At 55.9% G+C, this 18,967-nt stretch carries 20 protein-coding genes; 7 read left to right on the top strand and 13 right to left on the bottom strand.

Annotated features, from left to right (window positions below):
• The first annotated feature begins 26 nt into the window (after window positions 1-26).
• Genes HY29_RS17350 through HY29_RS17335 form a run of 4 tightly spaced genes read left to right on the top strand, consistent with a single transcriptional unit; the run spans window position 27 to window position 4,904 of the window.
• Entirely contained in the window at window positions 27-1,331 is a 1,305-nt protein-coding gene (locus HY29_RS17350) for a flagellar hook protein FlgE (RefSeq protein ID WP_034799461.1), read from the top strand.
• A gap of 28 nt (window positions 1,332-1,359) precedes the next feature.
• Window positions 1,360-2,808 (top strand): flagellar hook-associated protein FlgK, encoded by a 1,449-nt coding sequence (gene flgK, locus HY29_RS17345; protein WP_034799459.1) that lies wholly within the window; start codon window positions 1,360-1,362, stop codon window positions 2,806-2,808.
• Between the two features lies 1 nt (window position 2,809).
• Entirely contained in the window at window positions 2,810-3,790 is a 981-nt protein-coding gene (locus HY29_RS17340) for a flagellin (protein WP_034799457.1), read from the top strand.
• A gap of 4 nt (window positions 3,791-3,794) precedes the next feature.
• Window positions 3,795-4,904: a flagellar basal body P-ring protein FlgI gene (locus tag HY29_RS17335; protein WP_034799606.1), complete on the top strand. Its 1,110-nt coding sequence runs from the start codon at window positions 3,795-3,797 to the stop codon at window positions 4,902-4,904.
• A gap of 46 nt (window positions 4,905-4,950) precedes the next feature.
• Here the strand turns inward: HY29_RS17335 and HY29_RS17330 are convergent, their stop codons facing one another.
• The 5 genes from HY29_RS17330 to fliF are packed head-to-tail and all read right to left on the bottom strand — an operon-like array spanning window position 4,951 to window position 9,249.
• Entirely contained in the window at window positions 4,951-6,063 is a 1,113-nt protein-coding gene (locus tag HY29_RS17330) for a FliG C-terminal domain-containing protein (RefSeq protein ID WP_034799455.1), read from the bottom strand.
• Entirely contained in the window at window positions 6,060-6,845 is a 786-nt protein-coding gene (gene fliP / locus HY29_RS17325) for a flagellar type III secretion system pore protein FliP (RefSeq protein ID WP_081811489.1), read from the bottom strand. Before fliP ends, HY29_RS17330 begins: the two co-directional genes overlap by 4 nt.
• A complete protein-coding gene (locus HY29_RS17320) occupies window positions 6,829-7,152 on the bottom strand; it encodes a FliM/FliN family flagellar motor switch protein (RefSeq protein ID WP_034799452.1) in 324 nt (107 codons plus the stop codon). Before HY29_RS17320 ends, fliP begins: the two co-directional genes overlap by 17 nt.
• Window positions 7,152-7,730: a hypothetical protein gene (locus tag HY29_RS17315; RefSeq protein WP_034799449.1), complete on the bottom strand. Its 579-nt coding sequence runs from the start codon at window positions 7,728-7,730 to the stop codon at window positions 7,152-7,154. The genes HY29_RS17320 and HY29_RS17315 overlap by 1 nt, the downstream gene beginning before the upstream one ends.
• Window positions 7,723-9,249 (bottom strand): flagellar basal-body MS-ring/collar protein FliF, encoded by a 1,527-nt coding sequence (fliF, locus tag HY29_RS17310; RefSeq protein ID WP_034799446.1) that lies wholly within the window; start codon window positions 9,247-9,249, stop codon window positions 7,723-7,725. Before fliF ends, HY29_RS17315 begins: the two co-directional genes overlap by 8 nt.
• A gap of 131 nt (window positions 9,250-9,380) precedes the next feature.
• Here fliF and HY29_RS17305 point away from each other — a divergent pair, with 131 nt between their 5' ends.
• The 3 genes from HY29_RS17305 (at window position 9,381) to HY29_RS18720 (ending at window position 10,996) form a co-directional block, all read left to right on the top strand.
• Complete coding sequence (locus HY29_RS17305) at window positions 9,381-9,881, top strand: flagellar basal body-associated FliL family protein (protein ID WP_034799443.1); 501 nt, start codon at window positions 9,381-9,383, stop codon at window positions 9,879-9,881.
• 136 nt (window positions 9,882-10,017) lie between these two features.
• Window positions 10,018-10,401 (top strand): hypothetical protein, encoded by a 384-nt coding sequence (locus HY29_RS17300; protein ID WP_155838412.1) that lies wholly within the window; start codon window positions 10,018-10,020, stop codon window positions 10,399-10,401.
• On the top strand, window positions 10,385-10,996 hold the full coding sequence (locus HY29_RS18720) for a MotE family protein (RefSeq protein ID WP_051601744.1): 612 nt from the start codon (window positions 10,385-10,387) through the stop codon (window positions 10,994-10,996). Before HY29_RS17300 ends, HY29_RS18720 begins: the two co-directional genes overlap by 17 nt.
• A 15-nt stretch (window positions 10,997-11,011) precedes the next feature.
• Here HY29_RS18720 and ccoS read toward each other — a convergent pair whose 3' ends face one another.
• The 8 genes from ccoS to ccoN are packed head-to-tail and all read right to left on the bottom strand — an operon-like array spanning window position 11,012 to window position 18,878.
• Window positions 11,012-11,161 carry a cbb3-type cytochrome oxidase assembly protein CcoS gene (gene ccoS / locus HY29_RS19090; protein ID WP_081811487.1) on the bottom strand — a complete coding sequence of 50 codons (150 nt, stop codon included), beginning with the start codon at window positions 11,159-11,161 and terminating at the stop codon, window positions 11,012-11,014.
• The gene (locus tag HY29_RS17290) at window positions 11,161-13,371 is read right to left on the bottom strand and encodes a heavy metal translocating P-type ATPase (RefSeq protein WP_241765252.1); all 2,211 of its coding nucleotides are present in this window, start codon (window positions 13,369-13,371) and stop codon (window positions 11,161-11,163) included. Before HY29_RS17290 ends, ccoS begins: the two co-directional genes overlap by 1 nt.
• Before the next feature lie 2 nt (window positions 13,372-13,373).
• On the bottom strand, window positions 13,374-13,886 hold the full coding sequence (locus HY29_RS18715) for a FixH family protein (protein WP_051601742.1): 513 nt from the start codon (window positions 13,884-13,886) through the stop codon (window positions 13,374-13,376).
• Window positions 13,886-15,355, bottom strand: coding sequence for a cytochrome c oxidase accessory protein CcoG (gene ccoG, locus HY29_RS17280; protein WP_081811486.1), 1,470 nt, complete (start codon window positions 15,353-15,355; stop codon window positions 13,886-13,888). The genes HY29_RS18715 and ccoG overlap by 1 nt, the downstream gene beginning before the upstream one ends.
• A gap of 9 nt (window positions 15,356-15,364) precedes the next feature.
• Entirely contained in the window at window positions 15,365-16,249 is an 885-nt protein-coding gene (gene ccoP, locus HY29_RS17275) for a cytochrome-c oxidase, cbb3-type subunit III (RefSeq protein ID WP_034799433.1), read from the bottom strand.
• Window positions 16,242-16,403, bottom strand: a complete 162-nt coding sequence (locus HY29_RS17270; protein WP_034799431.1) for a cbb3-type cytochrome c oxidase subunit 3 — start codon at window positions 16,401-16,403, stop codon at window positions 16,242-16,244. Before HY29_RS17270 ends, ccoP begins: the two co-directional genes overlap by 8 nt.
• An 11-nt stretch (window positions 16,404-16,414) precedes the next feature.
• Entirely contained in the window at window positions 16,415-17,185 is a 771-nt protein-coding gene (gene ccoO / locus HY29_RS17265; RefSeq protein WP_034799428.1) for a cytochrome-c oxidase, cbb3-type subunit II, read from the bottom strand.
• A gap of 13 nt (window positions 17,186-17,198) precedes the next feature.
• Window positions 17,199-18,878, bottom strand: coding sequence for a cytochrome-c oxidase, cbb3-type subunit I (ccoN, locus tag HY29_RS17260; protein ID WP_034799425.1), 1,680 nt, complete (start codon window positions 18,876-18,878; stop codon window positions 17,199-17,201).
• Window positions 18,879-18,967 lie beyond the last annotated feature (89 nt).

The following is an 18,967-nucleotide window of genomic DNA, read 5'->3' as shown; positions in this document are numbered from 1 at the left end:
GAGTATATCTGTCGTAGGAGTCGACTATGAGCATTTCTTCATCCCTCAATGCGGGGGTTATGGGGCTAAACTCGAATTCGAGTCGCCTTTCCGCAATTTCCGATAACATCGCCAACTCATCGACCTATGGCTACAAGCGTAGCAAGGTCGATTTTTCCAGTATGGTGCTGAAGCAGCAATCAGCCGCTTACGCGGCCGGCGGCGTCCGCGTAACATCCTTCAAGGATATCTCGGCAACCGGCTCTTTGGTTTCCACGGGGAACGCGACCGACATTGCAGTCTCCGGACGCGGCCTTGTTCCGGTTACGGATGGCTCTGGAATTAATGCTCTCTCCTCCGAACGTGGCCTTATGTTGCTACCCACGGGATCCTTCTACGCTGACGAGAACGGAAACCTGCGCACACAAAGCGGAATGTTCCTTCTCGGCTGGCCTGCCAATTCCGACGGCGAAATTGGCAATGTAAGCCGTAATAGCGGCACCAGCCTCGAAGCTGTGAACATTTCAGCTTCCCAATATACCGCTTCCCCGACCTCCAGCATCGATCTGGGCATCAACCTGCCTGCCGATGCCACGACAGAGAACGGTAACGGCGAAGGCTATATGCTGCCGATCGAGTACTTCGACAATCTGGGCCGGGCCCAGACGCTCAGCTTCAAGTTCACTCCGACTGTGCCCGCCAGCGGTGCCAGCAACAACTGGTCTGTTGAAGTATTTGACAGTGCGGGCGACCCACTGACGTCAATTGGTGACCTGGACATCACCTTTGCTGACAGCCCGACAAATGGCGGCCGTATCGATACGGTCACGGCATCTGGCGGGATCTCTTATGACTCGGCAAACGGCGTGGTCTCCATGTCCCTGCCGCACGGCAATGTAGATGTCTTCATTGGCCGCCCAAGTGACTCCTCTGGCATTACGCAGCTTTCCGCCCCCTTCTCGCCAACCAATGTGAGCAAGGATGGTGCCCCGATTGGCGATCTTCAATCTGTTGAGATTGATGAGAAGGGCTATCTGCAGGCGGTCTACAATACCGGCTTCCGCCGTACACTGTATCAAATCCCGGTCGGCGATGTGCCGAACATGAACGGTCTGCAAGCGCTTGATGGCCAAGCCTATTCCGTATCCTCCGAGAGTGGCAACTTGTATCTCTGGGATGCTGGTACAGGCCCAGTAGGCACCATCGAGGGCTACGCCCTGATGGAATCCACCACGGACATCGCGGAAGAGCTTACAGATCTGATCGAAACGCAGCGCGCTTATTCCTCAAACGCAAAGATCGTTCAGACCGTTGATGAGATGCTTCAGGAAACCACAAATCTGAAGCGCTGATCTGCAAGACTGAAAGGCGGGTGGTCCTTTGAGTATTTCCCACGCCATAAACGCGGCACAGTCCGGCCTCAGGGTTTCTGGCCTCAGGGCCGACATTGTCGCCACGAACGTCGCAAACGCTTCAACGCCGGGCTATGTCCGGCGTTCCGTTTTGTTGGCCGAGACCATGGTTGGATCCCGTCCAAATGGCGTTGCCTCTACGGGCATCAGCCGTTCAGAGGACGCTGCGCTGACAGCGCAGAGACGAAGCCTCTCCAGTGACGTGGCACAAGCCAGCCTCCTTTCCAGCACCTGGCAGGTTTTGTCTTCCCGCTTTGGGGACACGGCGGATGGCACAGGCCTTTTTAGCAAATTCTCCAAATTCGAATCTGCCCTCTCTGCATCCATCGCCTCCCCTGAGTCAGGGACTCAGCTTGCCGCACTTCTAAACTCAGCTAAAGCCATCACGCAGGAGCTGAACAACCTCTCCGGCCTTGTCAGCCAGCAACGTGCCGAAGCCGACCGCGAAATCGCGGATGGTGTCGAGTTCGTCAATTCTGCCCTGAAACAGGTTGAAGCTCTCAACAATCGCCTTTCAGGTATGGACCGGACAACGCCCCAGGCCGCTGCGCTAATGGATGAGCGTCAGCGCACACTTGATACAATTGCAGAATATCTCCCCATTGATGTCATTCCCCGAGAACATGGCAAAGTCGATGTCGTGACCAGCGAGGGTGTATTCCTTGTCGCCGGCACGGCCCAACTATTGGAATTCACGCCCTCCAATGCCTTCTCAGCGTCAAATACTGTGGAAAGTGGGAACCTGTCTGGGCTCAAGGTTGGTGATCTGGAGTTAACCCCTGGAGCATCCAGCTATGCTGCCATATCGAGTGGCATGCTCGGCGCTCTCTTTACACTGAGGGATACAGACCTTCCCGCGTTTGGCGCCCAGCTCGACACAATTGCACAGGATCTGGTTTCCCGTCTTTCCAATGATTCGATCGACCCGACCAAGCTGCCCGGGGAGTTCGGTATCTTTGTCGACACCGGAACGCCAGGCGAGCCTGGACTCGCCGGACGGATTGCCCTGAATGCCAGTATCGATCCAAATCAGGGTGGAGACATCTGGCGTCTGCGTGATGGTGTCGGCGCGGCCAGTGAGGGCGCCCAGGGTAACAACACCCTACTCTCCGCGATGTATGATGCCATCACATCGGTAAACTCCGTAAACGCCAACGGCATCCAAGGCAGCTTCTCCGTCTCTGAACTTGTCGCACACGTTGCGTCTCTAACCGGACAATCACGTATTTCCAATGAAGCGGTCCTGTCATCGGCGTCCACGCAACACGATCTGATGGCCCAGGCCGAACTTTCTGAAACGGGCGTCGATGTTGATGAGCAGATGCAGGAATTGCTATTGATCGAACAGGCCTATGCCGCGAATGCGCGCGTCATCGAAATCGCCAACCAAATGCTCCAGAAACTGATGGAGGTCTGACATGGACCGCTTTGCCGTCTCTTCCGGCCTGATGACAGCCACGCTCAGCAAGAGCATTTCTGACCTCAGGCAAAAAATGGGGACAACCTCAACAGAGGCAACCACTGGCCGGTATCAGGACCTGACGCTGCATATGTCAGGCCGTATCGGGAAAGCAATGCTTGGTCAGAAGGCCCTGACAGATCTCACCACTGAGCGCGACGTTCTGAACCTGCGCGCCTCCCGCCTGAACCTGCTGCAAACCAGCCTCACAAACCTTCAGGACAGTTCGACAGGTATCGCGGCAAGTATGCTTGATGCTATCGGTACAGATCACGAGGTCGGTGTTAAAACGAGTGCCCGGGATGCAAAGGCTGCACTGGACACCATTTTCTCATCCCTCAACGTCCGATATGGCGAACGTTTTCTGTTCTCTGGCGATGCAACGGCATCCCAACCCTTCCCGGATCCGTCTGTCTTAATGAATGACATTGAGCAGATGGCTCAGACATCCACGGATACTGCGGACTTCCAGACTCAACTTGATACCTATTTTGAGTCTCCGACAGGAGGCTGGTTCCAGAATGTCTTCAAGGGCAGCCCCACAGCCTCTGACCCGGAAAGCATCTCTGCAGATCATGGCGCCATTAAATCACTGATCACAAATCTTGCGGTTCTTGCTGCGTCTGGTCCCAATGGATCTCTGGCAAAACTGGATGGATACAAGGATTTTGTTCAGACAACATCTCTGAAGCTTACGTCCAGCGAAACCGGGATCACCGACCTTCGCGCCGATCTTGGTGTTTTTGAAGAACAGATATCAACAAATCTGAAGAATCTTGAGACAGAGGAAACGCTGTTGACGGAGGCTTTCAACCAGATGACGGCGCGCGATGAGTATGAAGCCGCCACGGAACTTGAATCTCTTCAGACGATGCTTGAGGCTTCATACCTCATCACGGCACGCCTCTCAAAACTGTCACTGACAAACTATCTGGGATAATATGATGCTGCGAAAACTCATTATTCTCGCCGGGTTTTGTCTCTGTGCACTCAGTCAGGCGCCAGCTACGGAAGCCCAGACCCGCCTTCGAGACGTTGTGGATGTGGAGGGCGTACGTCAGAACGATCTGATAGGCTATGGTATTGTCGTTGGCCTCAATGGCACTGGCGATACAGTTCGAAACTCACCCTATACGGAAGATACACTCACCTACATGCTGGAACGTCTTGGCGTGAATGTTCAGGGCGAAGACATCAAACCGAACAACGCCGCGGCCGTTCTGGTTACAGCCACCCTGCCCTCTTTCGCTCGGAATGGCTCAACGATAGACGTATCTGTCTCATCTATCGGAGATGCCAAGAGCCTGGAAGGCGGCACGCTGATCCTTACTCCGCTCAAGGGCGCTGATAATGAGGTATATGCGGTCGCCCAAGGCAGCATCATTGTCTCTGGCCTGGATGTGCAGGCACAGGCAGCCCGCGAAACGCGCGGCACACCTACAGCTGGCGCAATTCCAAACGGTGCCCGTGTCGAGCAAGAGATCGGGTATGACTTCAACCGCCGTGAAAGCCTGGTCCTGGCCCTGCGCGATCCTGATTTCACAACAGCTGCCCGCATAGAAGACGTTATTAATGGCGCCTATGGAGCTCAAGTTGCTTTCATGCGTGATCCGGGAACTGTGGACCTTGATCTGCGAGGAATTCAAGGATCGCCTTCGCGCATTCTTGCCGACATCGAAAACCTGCCGGTCAGCGTCTCTGTGCCGGCACGCATCGTGATCGACGAAAAGTCAGGAACGATCGTTCTTGGCGAAGACGTTACCATTTCGAAAGTGGCTATTGCGCAAGGCAATATCTCTATCAAAGTGGTTGAAAGCCCTGTTGTTTCTCAGCCGAACCCCTTTGCCCGAGGCGAATCCATTACCCTTCCCCGCTCAAGCATCACGATTGGCCAAACCGGCGATAACAACATCGCCATGCTTGAACCGAATGTAACGCTCTCAGAACTCATCTCCGGCCTTAACGCGCTGGGTGTGACACCTCAGGAAACGGCTGATATTATCCGCACAATGAAAGCGGCAGGTGCCCTGCATGCGGACCTGATAATCCGCTAGGCTAAATAGTGGAAATTATGCACTAAGCCTTGAGCGCGGAGTGACCTTAAACGGCCTCCGCGTCATCGACTTTTCCGATACTGATCCCACCCTGGCGCTTGAGCGTCATCAGAGACATGAGGAACTGTCTCTGCACCTTCTCCGCCTTATCAGCAGACATTTGAGCGATGTCTTCCACCTGCAGGCGATACTGGTCTGCCAGACGGGATGAAATATTGCCAAGCAGATAATCCGAAATAGCACTGCCGCCATTCCTGAGACTCGCCAGCAATTGCGTCATGGTCTCTTCCCCAAGTTCGCGGAAGACGACTGGCACGACATTGCGGGGCAGGATTTCCGGGAGGCTGTCGATAGTGAACATGACGCGCTCAATGCTGCGCATTTTACTCTCATGCGCACTGTTCAGGAATGCGATGACGCGATCTCGCTTATCTCCCGGAATAAGGCTCAGGATTTCACCCACGGCCTCCAAGTGACTGGTATCGTCTTCCGCATCCGCTTCCGTATTATTCAGCAATTCCAGCTCTACCATGTGCGCAAGCACAGAATAGATTTCCGGATCTGGAGTTTCATCCTCCACCAGATGGCCGACCACAGGGTCCAGAAGCTCATCATCCAGAAAGCTAATGATTTCAGAAGCCACGGACACATCCAGCTTCCTCAAAAGCACCGCAATGATGTTCGGTGTCAGTGTTTGAAAATAGACTGCCGTCTGTTTGGCATCGTGCTGCTCCAGGCGAGACCACGTATCGGTAGCGCCCGCATCCGCAGACTCATCTGCCTCAACAGGCAAGCCATAGATCTGCTCATACCGGCCTTGGTCGAGGAGATTGGAGATGATTTCCCGCGCTTTGCTCTGTCCGCCCGCAAACGAACCGCTGGCCGCACGCATCTCGGTCAGGAAATCTATCGCAATCTCGGCCAATTCCTGCTTGTCGAGAACAGAAATAGTCTCCAGGGCCGCCGCGACCTGAGACATTGTATAGTCATCAAGCTTTTCGACGATTGGCCGCGCTTCCGCTTCCCCCAGCATGGCAATAACCACCGCGGCTTTCTGCGCACGCGTAAGGTGAAGCACGCGTGAAGCGCCTGCTGGCTGAACGGCTGTTGTCGCAGCAGGCCTTGCCGCAGGTTGCTTCTGCTCAAAAGCAGTACTCATCCCGCATACCCTCTTAATAGCGCTTCAGTAATCTTCAACCAGCCATCGGCCAGAACTATGAATCCTACCTTAAACGGCAGGGAAACGACGGTAGGCGGCACCATCATCATGCCCACCGCCATCAGAACGGATGACACAACCAGGTCTATGACCAGGAAGGGCAGGAAAATCACAAAGCCGATCTGAAAAGCATGCTTGATCTCGGAGAGCATGAAGGCCGTGGACAAAAGCGCGAATGTTGGCTCCTCCCCCTCCCCAACAGGACGGTTTACCGCATCCGCCAGAACCGGAATCGTCTCAGGGTCGACGCGCGCGGTCATGAATTCCCGGAAGGGTGTTGTGGCCGCCGTCCATGCCTGTGTTTCGTTGATTGTCCCGTCCATGTAGGGAGAGATTCCTTCCCTCCAGGCTTCCATGAAGGTGGGCTCCATCACGAAGAAGGTCAGGAACATTGCGAGCGCCATGATCAACATGTTCGGCGGAGCCTGCTGCACTCCGATTGCTTGTCTCAAAAACGAGAAGACAATGATCATGAATGGCAGGCACGTCACCATCATGGCAATACCCGGCACAAGGCTGAGTATGGTAACGAGCACAAACAGGACAATGACGGAGCCGCTCAGGCCGCCCTCTCCATTGTTTGTCAAAAAGCCATCCGCAATGGAGGAAAGCTGGTTCGGGTCCGCTTCCTGCGCATGAGCAGGACTTACAAAGATGAGCAGCAGGCTAAATAAGACCAGGCTGGCAAATGGACGTGACAGGAGCTTAAGCGCCCTTGGCATCGGGATCCTCCGAGATCTCCGTAATCTTTACTCCAAGGCCTCCTTCATCTGTCTCGATAAGCTCGCCGCGGGCGATCAGGCGGTTGTCCACCGTAAGTGATACCGGGTCCTCGATACGCGCAGACAATGCGATCACCGAATCCGGCCGCAGGTCGAGAATCTCCGACACAGTCAGGCGCTTCTGCCCGATCGATACAACGACATTCACCGGGACGTTATAGATTGAGCGATATACTTTGCCCCCGGAAGAAGCGTCATCCTGCTCAATAATGTTTTCGTCTGTAGGCGTAATTTCTGGAAGCGCCATCACTCGGAACCCTTTTTGCTCAACTGCACAGCCTGAACCCGGCTGACGCATGCAGCCAGAAGGGCATCAAAGTCCATTGTGAGACCTCCCGTCACCCAAGAGACTTCGACTTTCTGGCCTGCTGCGCCTTGCACCGGCACGATTGTGCACACACTGGAAATTTTATCGGATTGCTGAAGGACATTCTGAAGATCCTCTGCCAGCTGCTCGCCTGCCCGGATTTCCACCTTGTTGGAAGCCTGAGGCAAGAGTTCTGGTAGTTGCCGGGCAATCTCGTCTGCCAGGCACGATTTGGATAATTCCGGGAAAAGCTTTTCTGCAATGGCAATTACCCACTGCTTGGTCTGCTGCAGGACCCGGTCATTGGCGGCGGCAACCTCATCGGAGAGTTGCTTTATCAACACGGCAACATTCGGATCAAGTTCCGGCTTAACGGCAACCTGCTCCGGCACATCGGGCACAAATGCTGGGGCAGCAGGTGACTTGCTGGCATCAGCAAAGGCAGCACTATCACGATCCGTGGTGCCGTAGTGCGCCTCATCAAATCTGGGCAAGGTAGAAAAGAGAGACTCACTCATTCAAGAGGGCCTTCCTGTCTTCATTGAGCCATTCCTGCAGCAGGCTGGCCGTCTCGTCCTGACGCTCTTTTGTATATGACCTCAGATAATCCAAAGGATCGGGCGTATCCGAGGTCAACTCGCCACTTGCGTAACTCCCCGTCAGCGCAAGGTCTGAGCCAGCTGCTGTCTTGGACCGTTGGGACAGCAAAGGCCGCAACACACCAAAAGCCAGAACAATCACAACCAGACCCAAAAGGACGGCCTGCAGTCCGGACCAGAAATATCTTTCTGTCAGGCGCTCCACCAGGCTGGGAGCCGGCGTCATCTCTACGACTTCTGCCTCCTGGAACGGCATCAGTTCAACGGTCAGGGAGTCGCCACGGTCTGCGTCCAGGCCTGCACCCGACAAGATCAATTGTTCAAAATCAGACACGAGACTGCGTGTCATGGCTGCCGCATCCGGCGAACCTTCCTCAATACCAAGCACTTGCTCGTTCAGCAGCACAGCAACCGAGATGCGTTCAATTTCACCCGGCAAGGTTTCCGTTTCTTTGCGCGTCTCGTTGATGTCATAGACGACACTTTCAGTAGAGTTGCGCACGGTGCTGGAAGAGCTGCCGCCTTGCCCCCCTGCGCCTTGAGGCAAATTGCTCGCCACAGTAACGCCGCTACCACCACCGCCGCTGGATTCACTGACATCATTGCTCGTCCGGTTACGAACGACGCGGGAGTTGGGGTCATACACAACCTCGGAAACGTGCTGGCGCTGACGGTTTACATCAACAGTCACTGAAACTCTGGCATTGCCCGGGCCGACGCGCGCCTCGAGAAGCCGCATGATCTTCTGCTCCAGAAGACCGGACTGGCCCTCAGCAACGAGACCAGGCTCTTCCATCTTGTCGACATTAGGCCCCGCCAGGAGTCCACGCTTTGGGTCAATAACCGCGACATCCTTTGGATCAAGACCGGACACAGCAAGGGCCACCAGATACTGGATGGCTTCAGCCTGGTTAGCACTCAACTGCCCGCTGGAGACCAGCGTGACAGAGGCTGTCTGCGGCGGGCCGGAACGTGAAAATCCCGACCGCAGACTGGTTCCGATGTGAACGCGTGCTGAGGCAACACCGGGAATTGCCAGGATTGTCCGGGTGAGTTCGCCCTCCTTGGCTCGCCAGTACGCCGCATTGTACATTTCCGATGTAACAGAAAATCCGTTCACATCGTCCAGCAGCTCATATCCGCGCACGGATTGCTGGGGCAGACCGTCCTTGGCGAGGGAGAAGCGCACAGAGTCACGCTCGGACTGGGGAATGAAAATCGCCTCACCGCGAAGTTCGTATTCCACGCCGCGTTTTTCGAGTTCTTCAATCACCTCTCCAGTGTGCATCGGATCGAGCCCCGAATACAGAAGCGCCATAGGCTGCTTCACTGCACCCTGAACGAGCATAGTCATCGCCAGGACAACACCCGCCATTGCGCCAGCCAACGCAAGCTTCTGCGCCATTGAAAGCGCCTTGAGTGTTTCCAACAGCTTCATACGACGAAAAACCCCGGTCCGGACTCCACCTGTCCTATTGGTTAAGATTTTCCGTGAAATTGTTAACGCTTCCTTTACCCAGAAATTAATATTCACAATTGAGTGCAAATTCTTTTGGGCGAGGGTTAATTGTGGCTTCTGATTCGGAGACGACCACCCCTGACAAGGGCTCGTCGGGGGGTGGGCTGATACAGCTCATCCTTCTGGCCGTTACCTGCGCGATAGGTGGATTTGCTACAGTTTTCTTTCTGTCGCCGAATGCCAGTCCTGCTGCCCTTGCATGCGAGGCCGACTCCACTGAAGTTGCGGGTCATACTCCTTTGGCGTTGGAAGATCATGTCTATGTGGAGTTGCAGGATATTCTCGTCACAATCGGGAATGAGCCAGCGACACGCTACGTCAAGATCAAGATGTCCGTGATCTCGGACAAGGATCACCTTAACGCGGTGAAGAAAGCTGAACCCATGCTGGTTGATGCATTCGTCGGATATTTGAGAGCACTTCAACTCTCAGAATTTGAATCCGCAGACTTCTACCCCAAGATGAGGGAACAGCTCTCCCGAAGATCCGAAATTGTGCTGGGTCCAGACGCCTCTCAGGGCGTGCTGATAACCGAATTCCTGTTGCGGTAAGATGATGCCTTTCCAGCCCTCAGATATCGCGCTTTTTCTGGTCTCATTCGCGGCCTGTATATATTGCGCCATCCTCAGTCGCCGGCTTAAGGCGCTGCAGAATACGCGCAATGGTCTCGGGGCAACCATTCGCGCAATGTCGGAATCGGTCGCAGCGGTCTCATCAGCCCGCAACGAGACGCAGGCCCAAGCCAATGAGATCGCCATGCGGCTGACCGCCCTTCTACAGGAATCGGCTGAAGCCACGAAAAGCCTTTCAGACCTCAAGGATGCGATTGAGGTGAAAGAAGCCGAAACATCACGCCGCTATCAGGCCGCAGAGGCAGACCTTCGTAAAGCCATGCGCGATGCGGTCACCCAATCCGGCAGCCGGATCATGGAAATCAAGCAACTCATCGAGCGCCTTGAAGCAGTTGCCGGGCGCGCAGCTTCCAATTTCAACAGCTCGGAATTCCTCTTCGAAGATGAGGAACAGGGTATCCAGCAAAAGGCTTATGAGCGCTATGGGCAAAAACGGTAACGGACGCACCAACGTCTTGCTCACAATCGGCATACTCTTCACGGTAGCTGGCGGAACGCGCTGGTTGCCCCAGGCTTTTGCGACCACAGAAGATGACAAGCCTAAGGCCAGTCTGGCGCCGACCGCTCTGCCTACAGCCTATGATGTGGACTCCTCAGACCGGGTCCGGAACATCTGCTTCAGCGGAGACATGGCCGAAGCCTTGGAACAGGACCAGAAGAATATCGAGCAACGTATTGCGGATCTTCGGGACGAAGAAATTCAGGTTCAGAATCGAAAGCTGGAGCTGGATCAACAGGCAGAAGACCTCAAGGCCATTCAGGCTGAACTGGACCAAAAATGGCAGAAGATGTCTGAAACCGCCAATCAGGACATCCAGCATTTGGCCCAGATGTATGGGGCAATGAAACCTGACCAGGCCGCCGGCATCTTCAATCAGATGGATCCCGGCTTTGCTGCGGGCTTCCTGCGCCTCATCCCAAGCGATCAGGCCGGACTGATCATGGCCAACATGCAGAGTGACAAGGCCTACATCGTCAGTGTCAAACTGGCATCTCAAAACAAGGATGTCCGCGAAGCTCTGGCTAATCCTTAGGCCTCACACTCTGTCTCAGAGCGGTTTGTCTTCGTCTTCGAGAATGCGGTAGGAGGCCCCATCCAGGTCTTCATACTGGCCGGAATTTACCGACCAGATAAATGCCGCGAGGCCAGCGCCACCTAGAAAGAGCGCGACCGGGATCAGATAGATAATGATCTCCATCAGCTGCGTCCCCCGGCCTCAATGCGCAGCGCATTCATCGTCACGATGAGGGATGAAGCCGACATGGCAATGGCAGCGACCAGTGGCGTTACATGGCCGGTAACGGCAATCGGCACAGCGATAACATTATAGATCGCAGCCAACGCGAAGTTCTGCCGCGTAATGTTCTGCGCGCGCTTGGCTGTCTCCAGAATAAACGGAACCTTTTCGGGGCCACCGCTATAGACAGCATCGCTGGCGGACTGGCTGATATCCATCGCCGCACCGGGCGCCAGTGCCGCATGGGCCAGAGACAATGCGCCCGCATCATTGAGACCATCGCCGATCATCAGGACATTGTGCCCTTCTGCGCGCAGCGCCTCGAGGCGCTTCACTTTCACAGCCGGTGAGGCTGAAGCAGTCCATTGGCTGATGCCGACATCATGTGAGACCGTAGCAACAGCTTCTTCCCGGTCGCCCGACAAGACTTCCAGCTCGTAGCCCTCTGCCTGAAGGGTCTCGACGGTCTTGCGGGTGCCGGCCTGCGCCACATCATGAAAGTCAAAACGCACCGGCGCGTCATCTCCGCATGCAAACCACAGGACAGGCCCCTTGGCAGCACCCTTGGTCGCCCCGGTCCAATCCGCTGAGCCAAGACGGCAGATGTTGCCATCGATTTCTGCCTCAAGGCCGAGCCCCGGTTGTTCCTTCACATTGGCGGCCATCTGCCCAGGCCCTGCCGCGGCGACCAGTGAGCGGGAAAGCGGGTGTCGACTGGCTCGCGCCAAAGACGCGGCCATGGCCAGCACCTCTGCAGGAATGCTGTCAGCATTCATCAATTCAGGCTCACCCAGTGTCAGCGTGCCCGTCTTGTCGAAAACGATGTGATCAATTTCCGACAAACGCTCCAGCGCGTCCCCGGACTTCAGGAAGATGCCCTTCCGGAACAAGCGACCCGAGGCAACCACTTGGGCCACGGGCGCAGCAAGGGCCAAGGCGCATGGGCAAGTAATGATCAGTGTCGTCACGGCAATCATGATCGCGTGCTCAAAGCCAGCACCCAGCATCAGCCAGCCGAGGAAGGCCAGCGCGGCTGTTGTATGCACAAAAGGCACATAGAGACTGACGGCTCTGTCTGCGATCTTGCGATATCCGCTGCGACGCTGCTCGCCCGCCTCCATCATGCGGGCAATGTCTGACAGGAGGGAATCTTCCGTGCCAGCCAGCGCCTGACCTGTCAGGGGTGTGCCGAGATTAACAGACCCCGCAAAGAGTTTGCTGCCCACGCTCGCCAGGCGCGGCAGGCTTTCACCGGTGACAAGGCTCTCATCAACTTCGCTGACACCGTCCAGTACCGTCATGTCCACCACGGCGCGCTCGCCTGCAGCAAGCAGCAGCCGGTCGCCTGCAACAACATCCGCGGCCCGGACGGCATTTACCTCGCCATTGCTGGACACACGATTGACGGAGCGATTTTGAAGCGCGGCCAGATCCAGGGCTGCCGAATAGGCGCGGCGCCGCAAGCGAGCATCCAGGAACCGCCCGATGAGCAGGAAGAAGAGCAGCATGACACACGCATCAAAATAAGCGTGTTCAGCCCCTTTGATCGTGGCCCAGATACTGACCGAAAAGGCCAATATGACTGCCAGCGAAATCGGCACATCCATGTTGGCCTTGCCCTTTCGCAGAACAGACCAGGCAGAGCCAAAGAAGTGCCGCCCTGAGAAGATAACGGCCGGCAGGGCAATCAGGCCGGAAAGCGCGTGAAGACCGCGACGGGTCGCCTCGCCCATTTCGCCGTGCCCACCCCAGACGGAAACAGACAGCAGCATGATGTTCGCCGCGGCAAAGCCTGCTACGCCCATCGCGATCAGCAGCTTGCGTTCTTCCGCTTTGTGAAGATCAGCATCATTTGCTTCCGCACGCGCGGACACACCATAGCCAAGATCCCGCACGGTCTGCGCGACGCGGTTAGGGTCCAGTGATCCGGTCCAGCGAACATCCGTGGCGCCCGTGGACAAATTCATGCGCGCAGTGGTGACACCCGGCAATGCTTGAAGGGCACCCTCGATCTTTGAGAGGCACCCTCCACACTTCGCCCCGCGCACAGACAGGGAAAGGGCCTTTTCCTTGCCCGCCTCGCGGACAAAGGCGGAAAAGTCGCTCGCACGGTCTTCCGCCGGTGGCGCAAGCCCCGACGGACACCCCCTCTCCACAGTGTCAGCCATCATGCTCATCTTATCAGCAGCGTTTTGCTCGCAGTGAACAGGACATCTTCCCCAGCCTCAGATTGCACACTTGTCTGGAGCGTCCATTTGCCCGCCGGAAGACCGGCAGGAAGAGTGGCCGTATAATCTCCATCGCCAATGGCGGCCATCACAAGCGGTGTATCTAACGTGGCATTGGCGGCGTGCTTGAGAATAGCGCTTACATGCATGGCGCTAAGCTTGTTCCCTTTTGCATCTTCGAGATGGAAACGGACAATACCACCCTCAAGACCTGCTTGCGCCTGCCAGCCCAGTTCGCTCTGCGCCTGACGCGCAGCCAGGGTCGAGTTGTAATGGAGTCCCTGAAGATAGGATTTTTCAACGTCCTCGCCTGGAAATGACGTGATCGCCTTTTCCAGGAAAATGCCGTTCACCACGAACATGAGCCCGAAAAAGCCCATGAAATACATCAATACGTGGCGCCCTTTCAGACGCTTTCCGGAAGATGGCTCGCTGGCAGTCATGTCCTGAACACTCATTACTTCTCTCCCTGGAATGGTACGCTATCGCGCGTAGTTTCGCCAGTTTTAGGGTCTGTTGTTTCGAAGATGAGGGTACGGCGAGCATCTCCGGCGGGGGCCGTGACCAGAAGCCGGTAGCGGTCCACACCATAAGCATCCACAGGAAGCTCAAACTCACCATCGGTATCCTCTTCCATACCAATCACGGAGACTTTCGCGCCTTCGATGCCTGAGACTTTCAGCGTCAGAGTCCGCGCCGTCGTGTCCTTGTTGACCAGTTTAAGCGCATAGCCATTGCGATAGTCACCGGAAGACAAGCGTACAAAGGGTGGAGACCGGTCTTTCAGGACATTCACTTCGAAAGTGGACTTGGTCATCAGACCAAACAGCATGATGCCACCGATTGCAGCCATCAACGCGGCGTACAGAAATGTGCGTATACGGAATGGGTGCCACTTGGGCGGTTTGCGGCCCTCTACCCTTGCAGCCACGGCATTATCGGTATCATAGGCGATCAGGCCTTTGGGCCGACCGACACGCACCATCATTTCATCACAAGCATCAATACAGAGCGCACAATGGATGCATTCCAGCTGAGAGCCGTCGCGAATGTCGATCCCCATCGGGCAGACCTGCACACACTGGTTGCAGTCGATACAGTCACCGCGGCCTTCCCAGTCCTGGTCCTTGCGCTTGGGACCGCGCGGTTCACCGCGGTCATAACGATAGGTGACGTTCAGGGCGTCTTCATCGGTCAGTGCACCCTGAATGCGAGGCCACGGGCACATATACGTGCAAACCTGCTCGCGCATCATGCCGGCCAGAAAGTAGGTGGTCATGGTCAGGATACCGGCAAACCAATAGGCTGACAGCGGCGCTTCCCCTGTGAACCAGCCTTTCGCCACGGTCGGGGCGTCATGCCAGTAAAGAATGAAGGCACCTCCCGTCCAGAAGGCAATGATCAGCCAGACAATATGTTTGCCCAGTTTGCGCCAGACCTTGTTAAAGCTCCACGGAGCCTTGTCGAGGCGCATACGGGCGGCACGATCACCCTCAAAAGCGCGCTCGACCCAGATGTAAAGGTCCGTCCAGACGGTTTGCGGGCAAGTGTATCCACACCAAACCCGTCCGAACAAGGATGTTACAAGAAACAAAAGCAGAGCGGCAAGGATAAGCAAGCCAGCAATATAATAGGCCTCCTGAGGCCAGATCTGGATCCAGAAAAAATAGAATTTTTCTCCGGCAAAGTCCGCAAGAACCGCCTGGTCAGGGATACCTTCTCCTCTGTCCCATCGAATCCAGGGAACAATGTAATAGGCCCCCAATGTCAGTGCCATGACGATCCACTTGATCGTCCGGAACTTGCCGTGCGCCAGCTTTGGGTAAATCTGACGCCGCTTGGCATAAAGATCCTCGTGTTGAGGGGGCACCGGTGCCGGCGCCCCCTCTTTCGAGGTCTTGTTATGGGGACCTATAAGTTCAACCATTTTACTTCTCTATTCTCCGCCACCCAGAGAGTGGACATAGACTGCCAGGGCCTTGATGGACGCATCGTCAAGACGACCGTCCCAGGCTGGCATGTGAGAATTACGGGCATTGTAAATCGTGTTGTAGATATCTTCGCGATTACCACCGTAGAGCCAATCAGCATCGGTCAGATTCGGAGCACCGAGATTGTGCATGCCCTTGCCATCTTCACCATGGCAAGTTGCACATTGCTGGGCAAAGATCGGAGCAGCGCGTTCGACTGCGGCCCCGTCGGCCTCACGGCCAGACAGATTCACAACATACTCGACCAGGTCATCAATCTGGCCTGCTTCCAGCAGACCGTCACGACCGAAACGCGGCATCATGGAGAAGCGTGTGTCAAGATTCTCCGGGTCACGAATACCATGTGTAATCGTGTACTGAATACCATCGAGCGTTCCATCCCACAGCCAGACATCATCTGCGAGGGCTGGGTAGCCTTTGGCACCCCGGCCGCCAGAGCCATGGCACGTGGCACAGTTATCGCCGAAAACGCTATCGCCCATGGCAAGGGCGAACTGCTGCAGTTCACGGTCGGTTTCAATCTGCTCCAGGCTGGCACCCAGCAGGATGGCAGAACTATCAGCCCGTTTCTGGCGAAGCTCCTGAACTGCCACCGCAACATTGTCACGGTCGGACTCGCCGAGCAGGCCTCGCGTATTGGTGCCCATGCCCGGCAAAGCCGGAATCGCAGGCATCAGGATCATATAGATGATGGCCCACACAATCGTAGCGTACCAGACGATCAGCCACCAGCGAGGCAAGGGCGTGTTCAGCTCCTTGATCCCATCCCAGGAATGGCCCGTGGTTTCGGTGCCGCTATGGGTGTCGATGTCTTTGTTTTGATCAGTCATCGTTAGGTTCCTTATCGGAAAGAGGCATCCGGGCCGCAGCGTCAAATTTCTCCTGATTACGCGGCCACAGGGCGTAGGCTAGAACACCGGCAAACAGCAACAGGAAGTAGATCATGCCGCCTGTTTGAGCGAAGCGTGAAAGCATCTCATACATGGCAAGTCTCCTTAGCGACTATTGTTAAGATCGCCGGCTTGATAGGTGGAGAAATCCACCAACGTGCCGGTCATCTGCAGGTAGGCAACCAAGGCGTCCATTTCGGTGATCCGGCTCGGATCGCCATCATAGTCACGTGTCTCGACAGTGCCCTCACGGCCAGATGCCTCGGTATAGGCTTCAATCAGGCCATCGACATCATCATAGCCAAGATTATCCGGGTCTGCCTGAGCCACAAGGTGCGCCTTGGCGTTTTCGATCATATCATCTGTGTAGGGCACACCAACCAGGCGCTCCGTTTTCAGACGATCCTCGATCCCATCATATTTCAGCGTCTTGTCAGCCAGGAAGGCATAAGGCGGCATGATGGATTCTGGAACCACAGACCGAGGATCCGTCAAGTGGTCGACCTGCCATTCGGCAGAATACTTGCCACCCACACGGGCCAGGTCAGGGCCTGTCCGCTTGGAGCCCCACTGGAAGGGGTGGTCGTACATGCTCTCTGCAGCCAGAGAGTAGTGGCCATAACGCTCCACCTCGTCGCGCAGTGGACGAACCATCTGGCTGTGGCAGACATAGCATCCCTCACGGATGTAGATGTCACGACCTGCCAGCTCCAGTGGCGTATAGGGCCGCATACCGTCAACACGCTCGATCGTGTTGTCCATGTACATCAAGGGCACCATTTGAATGATCCCGCCGATGGACACGACGATGAGTATGCAGACTGTCAGGAGCAGGGAATGCCGCTCCAGAACGACGTGCTTGTTCATAAGTCCCATGGGTCAGCTCCTTCTATTCGGCCGGCTGCAGGGCAGGCTGGTGAGGACGCGCATATTTCGGGTCGATCGTGTCGAAGCTTTCCGCTTCGCCATGGCCGAGCACTGTGCGCACGAGGTTGTAGGCCATCAGGCAGGCGCCGCTGAAGTACAGGAAGCCACCCAAAGCACGGATCATGTAGCTGATATGCTTGGCCTCAACGGTTTCCACGAAACTGTACTCGAGGAAGCCGAATTCATTATAGGCACGCCACATCAAGCCCTCAGTGATCCCGGCGAACCACATGGAGATCATGTAGAACAGGATGCCGATGGTTGAGACCCAGAAGTGCCATTCGACAAGGGATTTGGAGTACAGGGCCTTCTTCTTCCACAGCCACGGAACGAGGCAGTAGAGCGCACCGAAGGAGATGTACCCAACCCAGCCCAGAGCACCAGAGTGCACGTGGCCAATGCCCCACTCAGTATAGTGAGACAGGGAGTTAACAGCCCGCACAGACATAAGCGGCCCCTCGAAGGTGGACATGCCGTAGAAGGCAAGGCTGACCACCATCATCCGGACAACCGGATCGGTGCGCAGCTTGTCCCAAGCGCCAGACAGCGTCATGACGCCGTTGATCATGCCACCCCAGCTGGGCATCCACAGCATGATGGAGAAGGTCATGCCCAGTGTTTGCGCCCATTGCGGCAGAGCCGTGTAGTGCAGGTGGTGCGGACCAGCCCAGATGTAGATGAAGATCAGGGACCAGAAGTGCACGATGGACAGACGGTAGGAATAGATCGGCCGGTTCACGCGCTTCGGAATGAAGTAGTACATAATGGCCAGGAAGCCCGTGGTCAGGAAGAAGCCCACGGCATTGTGACCGTACCACCACTGCGTCATGGCGTCCTGCACGCCGGAGAAGACCTGCACGGATTTGGAGCCCGTGAAGCTAACTGGAACAGACAGATTGTTGACGATGTGCAGCATCGCGATGGTCACGATGAAGGACAGGTAGAACCAGTTGGCCACGTAGATATGAGGCTCTTTCCGCTTCCAGATCGTGCCCAGGAAGACCAGCAGATAGGCAACCCAGACAAGAGTTAGCCACCAGTCGACATACCATTCCGGCTCAGCATATTCCTTGGATTGGGTGATGCCGAGCAGATAGCCGGTCGCCGCCAGTACGATGAAGATCTGATATCCCCAGAAAACGAACCAGGGCCACATCCCACCAGCCAGACGCGCACGGCAGGTGCGTTGAACAACGTAAAAGCTGGTCGCCAGCAGAACGTTGCCACCGAACGCAAAGATCACCGCAGACGTGTGCAGCGGTCTCAAGCGCCCGAAATTGGTGAAACCCCATTCAGGGAAGTACATGAAGTGAGGGAATGTCAGCTGAAGCGCGATCACAACGCCGACCAGCAGTCCCGCAATGCCCCAGAACATGGACGCCGCAACGCCCCATTTCACAATGGCATTTTCATATTCAGACTGGTCGAACGGATTTCGTCCGAGCAACTGGCCTGCCCACAGGGACATGCCGACGAGGAAAGCCCCCGCCAGTCCTATAAAAGTCCAGGCCTGAACGGCCATACCTGTATCCTTGGCCCCTGCTGCCATCAGCAGCGCCAGGATCATGAAGACGCCAAGCAACGCGCCCACCATCATTATGGTGGACGTATAACCCCGCCCTCTTGCGATCACATTCGCCATGAGATTGCTCCCCGTTTGCGCCCGGGATGGACGCGTGTGTAGAATAAGCTGTCCGTAGGCCGGGTGCCCACGACTCTGAATAGGTGTTT

Source organism: Hyphomonas beringensis, from assembly GCF_000682755.1.
In the GTDB taxonomy this organism is placed as follows: domain Bacteria; phylum Pseudomonadota; class Alphaproteobacteria; order Caulobacterales; family Hyphomonadaceae; genus Hyphomonas; species Hyphomonas beringensis.
The sequence above is the reverse complement of the archived record's forward strand: the minus strand, read 5'-3'. Positions and strand labels throughout refer to the sequence as shown.

Excerpts from the sequence above, each read along its gene's own strand:
- fliP (WP_081811489.1), bottom strand. The coding sequence starts at position 6,845 with ATGCCAAGGGCGCTTAAGCTCCTGTCACGTCCATTTGCCAGCCTGGTC.
- HY29_RS17290 (WP_241765252.1), bottom strand. The coding sequence starts at position 13,371 with ATGATGGCTGACACTGTGGAGAGGGGGTGTCCGTCGGGGCTTGCGCCA.
- HY29_RS17340 (WP_034799457.1), top strand. The coding sequence starts at position 2,810 with ATGGACCGCTTTGCCGTCTCTTCCGGCCTGATGACAGCCACGCTCAGC.
- HY29_RS17350 (WP_034799461.1), top strand. The coding sequence starts at position 27 with ATGAGCATTTCTTCATCCCTCAATGCGGGGGTTATGGGGCTAAACTCG.
- HY29_RS17335 (WP_034799606.1), top strand. The coding sequence starts at position 3,795 with ATGCTGCGAAAACTCATTATTCTCGCCGGGTTTTGTCTCTGTGCACTC.
- HY29_RS17300 (WP_155838412.1), top strand. The coding sequence starts at position 10,018 with ATGTCGGAATCGGTCGCAGCGGTCTCATCAGCCCGCAACGAGACGCAG.
- ccoG (WP_081811486.1), bottom strand. The coding sequence starts at position 15,355 with ATGGTTGAACTTATAGGTCCCCATAACAAGACCTCGAAAGAGGGGGCG.
- fliF (WP_034799446.1), bottom strand. The coding sequence starts at position 9,249 with ATGAAGCTGTTGGAAACACTCAAGGCGCTTTCAATGGCGCAGAAGCTT.
- HY29_RS18720 (WP_051601744.1), top strand. The coding sequence starts at position 10,385 with ATGGGCAAAAACGGTAACGGACGCACCAACGTCTTGCTCACAATCGGC.
- ccoS (WP_081811487.1), bottom strand. The coding sequence starts at position 11,161 with ATGGAGATCATTATCTATCTGATCCCGGTCGCGCTCTTTCTAGGTGGC.
- ccoP (WP_034799433.1), bottom strand. The coding sequence starts at position 16,249 with ATGACTGATCAAAACAAAGACATCGACACCCATAGCGGCACCGAAACC.
- HY29_RS17315 (WP_034799449.1), bottom strand. The coding sequence starts at position 7,730 with ATGAGTGAGTCTCTCTTTTCTACCTTGCCCAGATTTGATGAGGCGCAC.
- ccoN (WP_034799425.1), bottom strand. The coding sequence starts at position 18,878 with ATGGCGAATGTGATCGCAAGAGGGCGGGGTTATACGTCCACCATAATG.
- HY29_RS18715 (WP_051601742.1), bottom strand. The coding sequence starts at position 13,886 with ATGAGTGTTCAGGACATGACTGCCAGCGAGCCATCTTCCGGAAAGCGT.
- HY29_RS17320 (WP_034799452.1), bottom strand. The coding sequence starts at position 7,152 with ATGGCGCTTCCAGAAATTACGCCTACAGACGAAAACATTATTGAGCAG.
- HY29_RS17270 (WP_034799431.1), bottom strand. The coding sequence starts at position 16,403 with ATGTATGAGATGCTTTCACGCTTCGCTCAAACAGGCGGCATGATCTAC.
- ccoO (WP_034799428.1), bottom strand. The coding sequence starts at position 17,185 with ATGGGACTTATGAACAAGCACGTCGTTCTGGAGCGGCATTCCCTGCTC.
- HY29_RS17330 (WP_034799455.1), bottom strand. The coding sequence starts at position 6,063 with ATGAGTACTGCTTTTGAGCAGAAGCAACCTGCGGCAAGGCCTGCTGCG.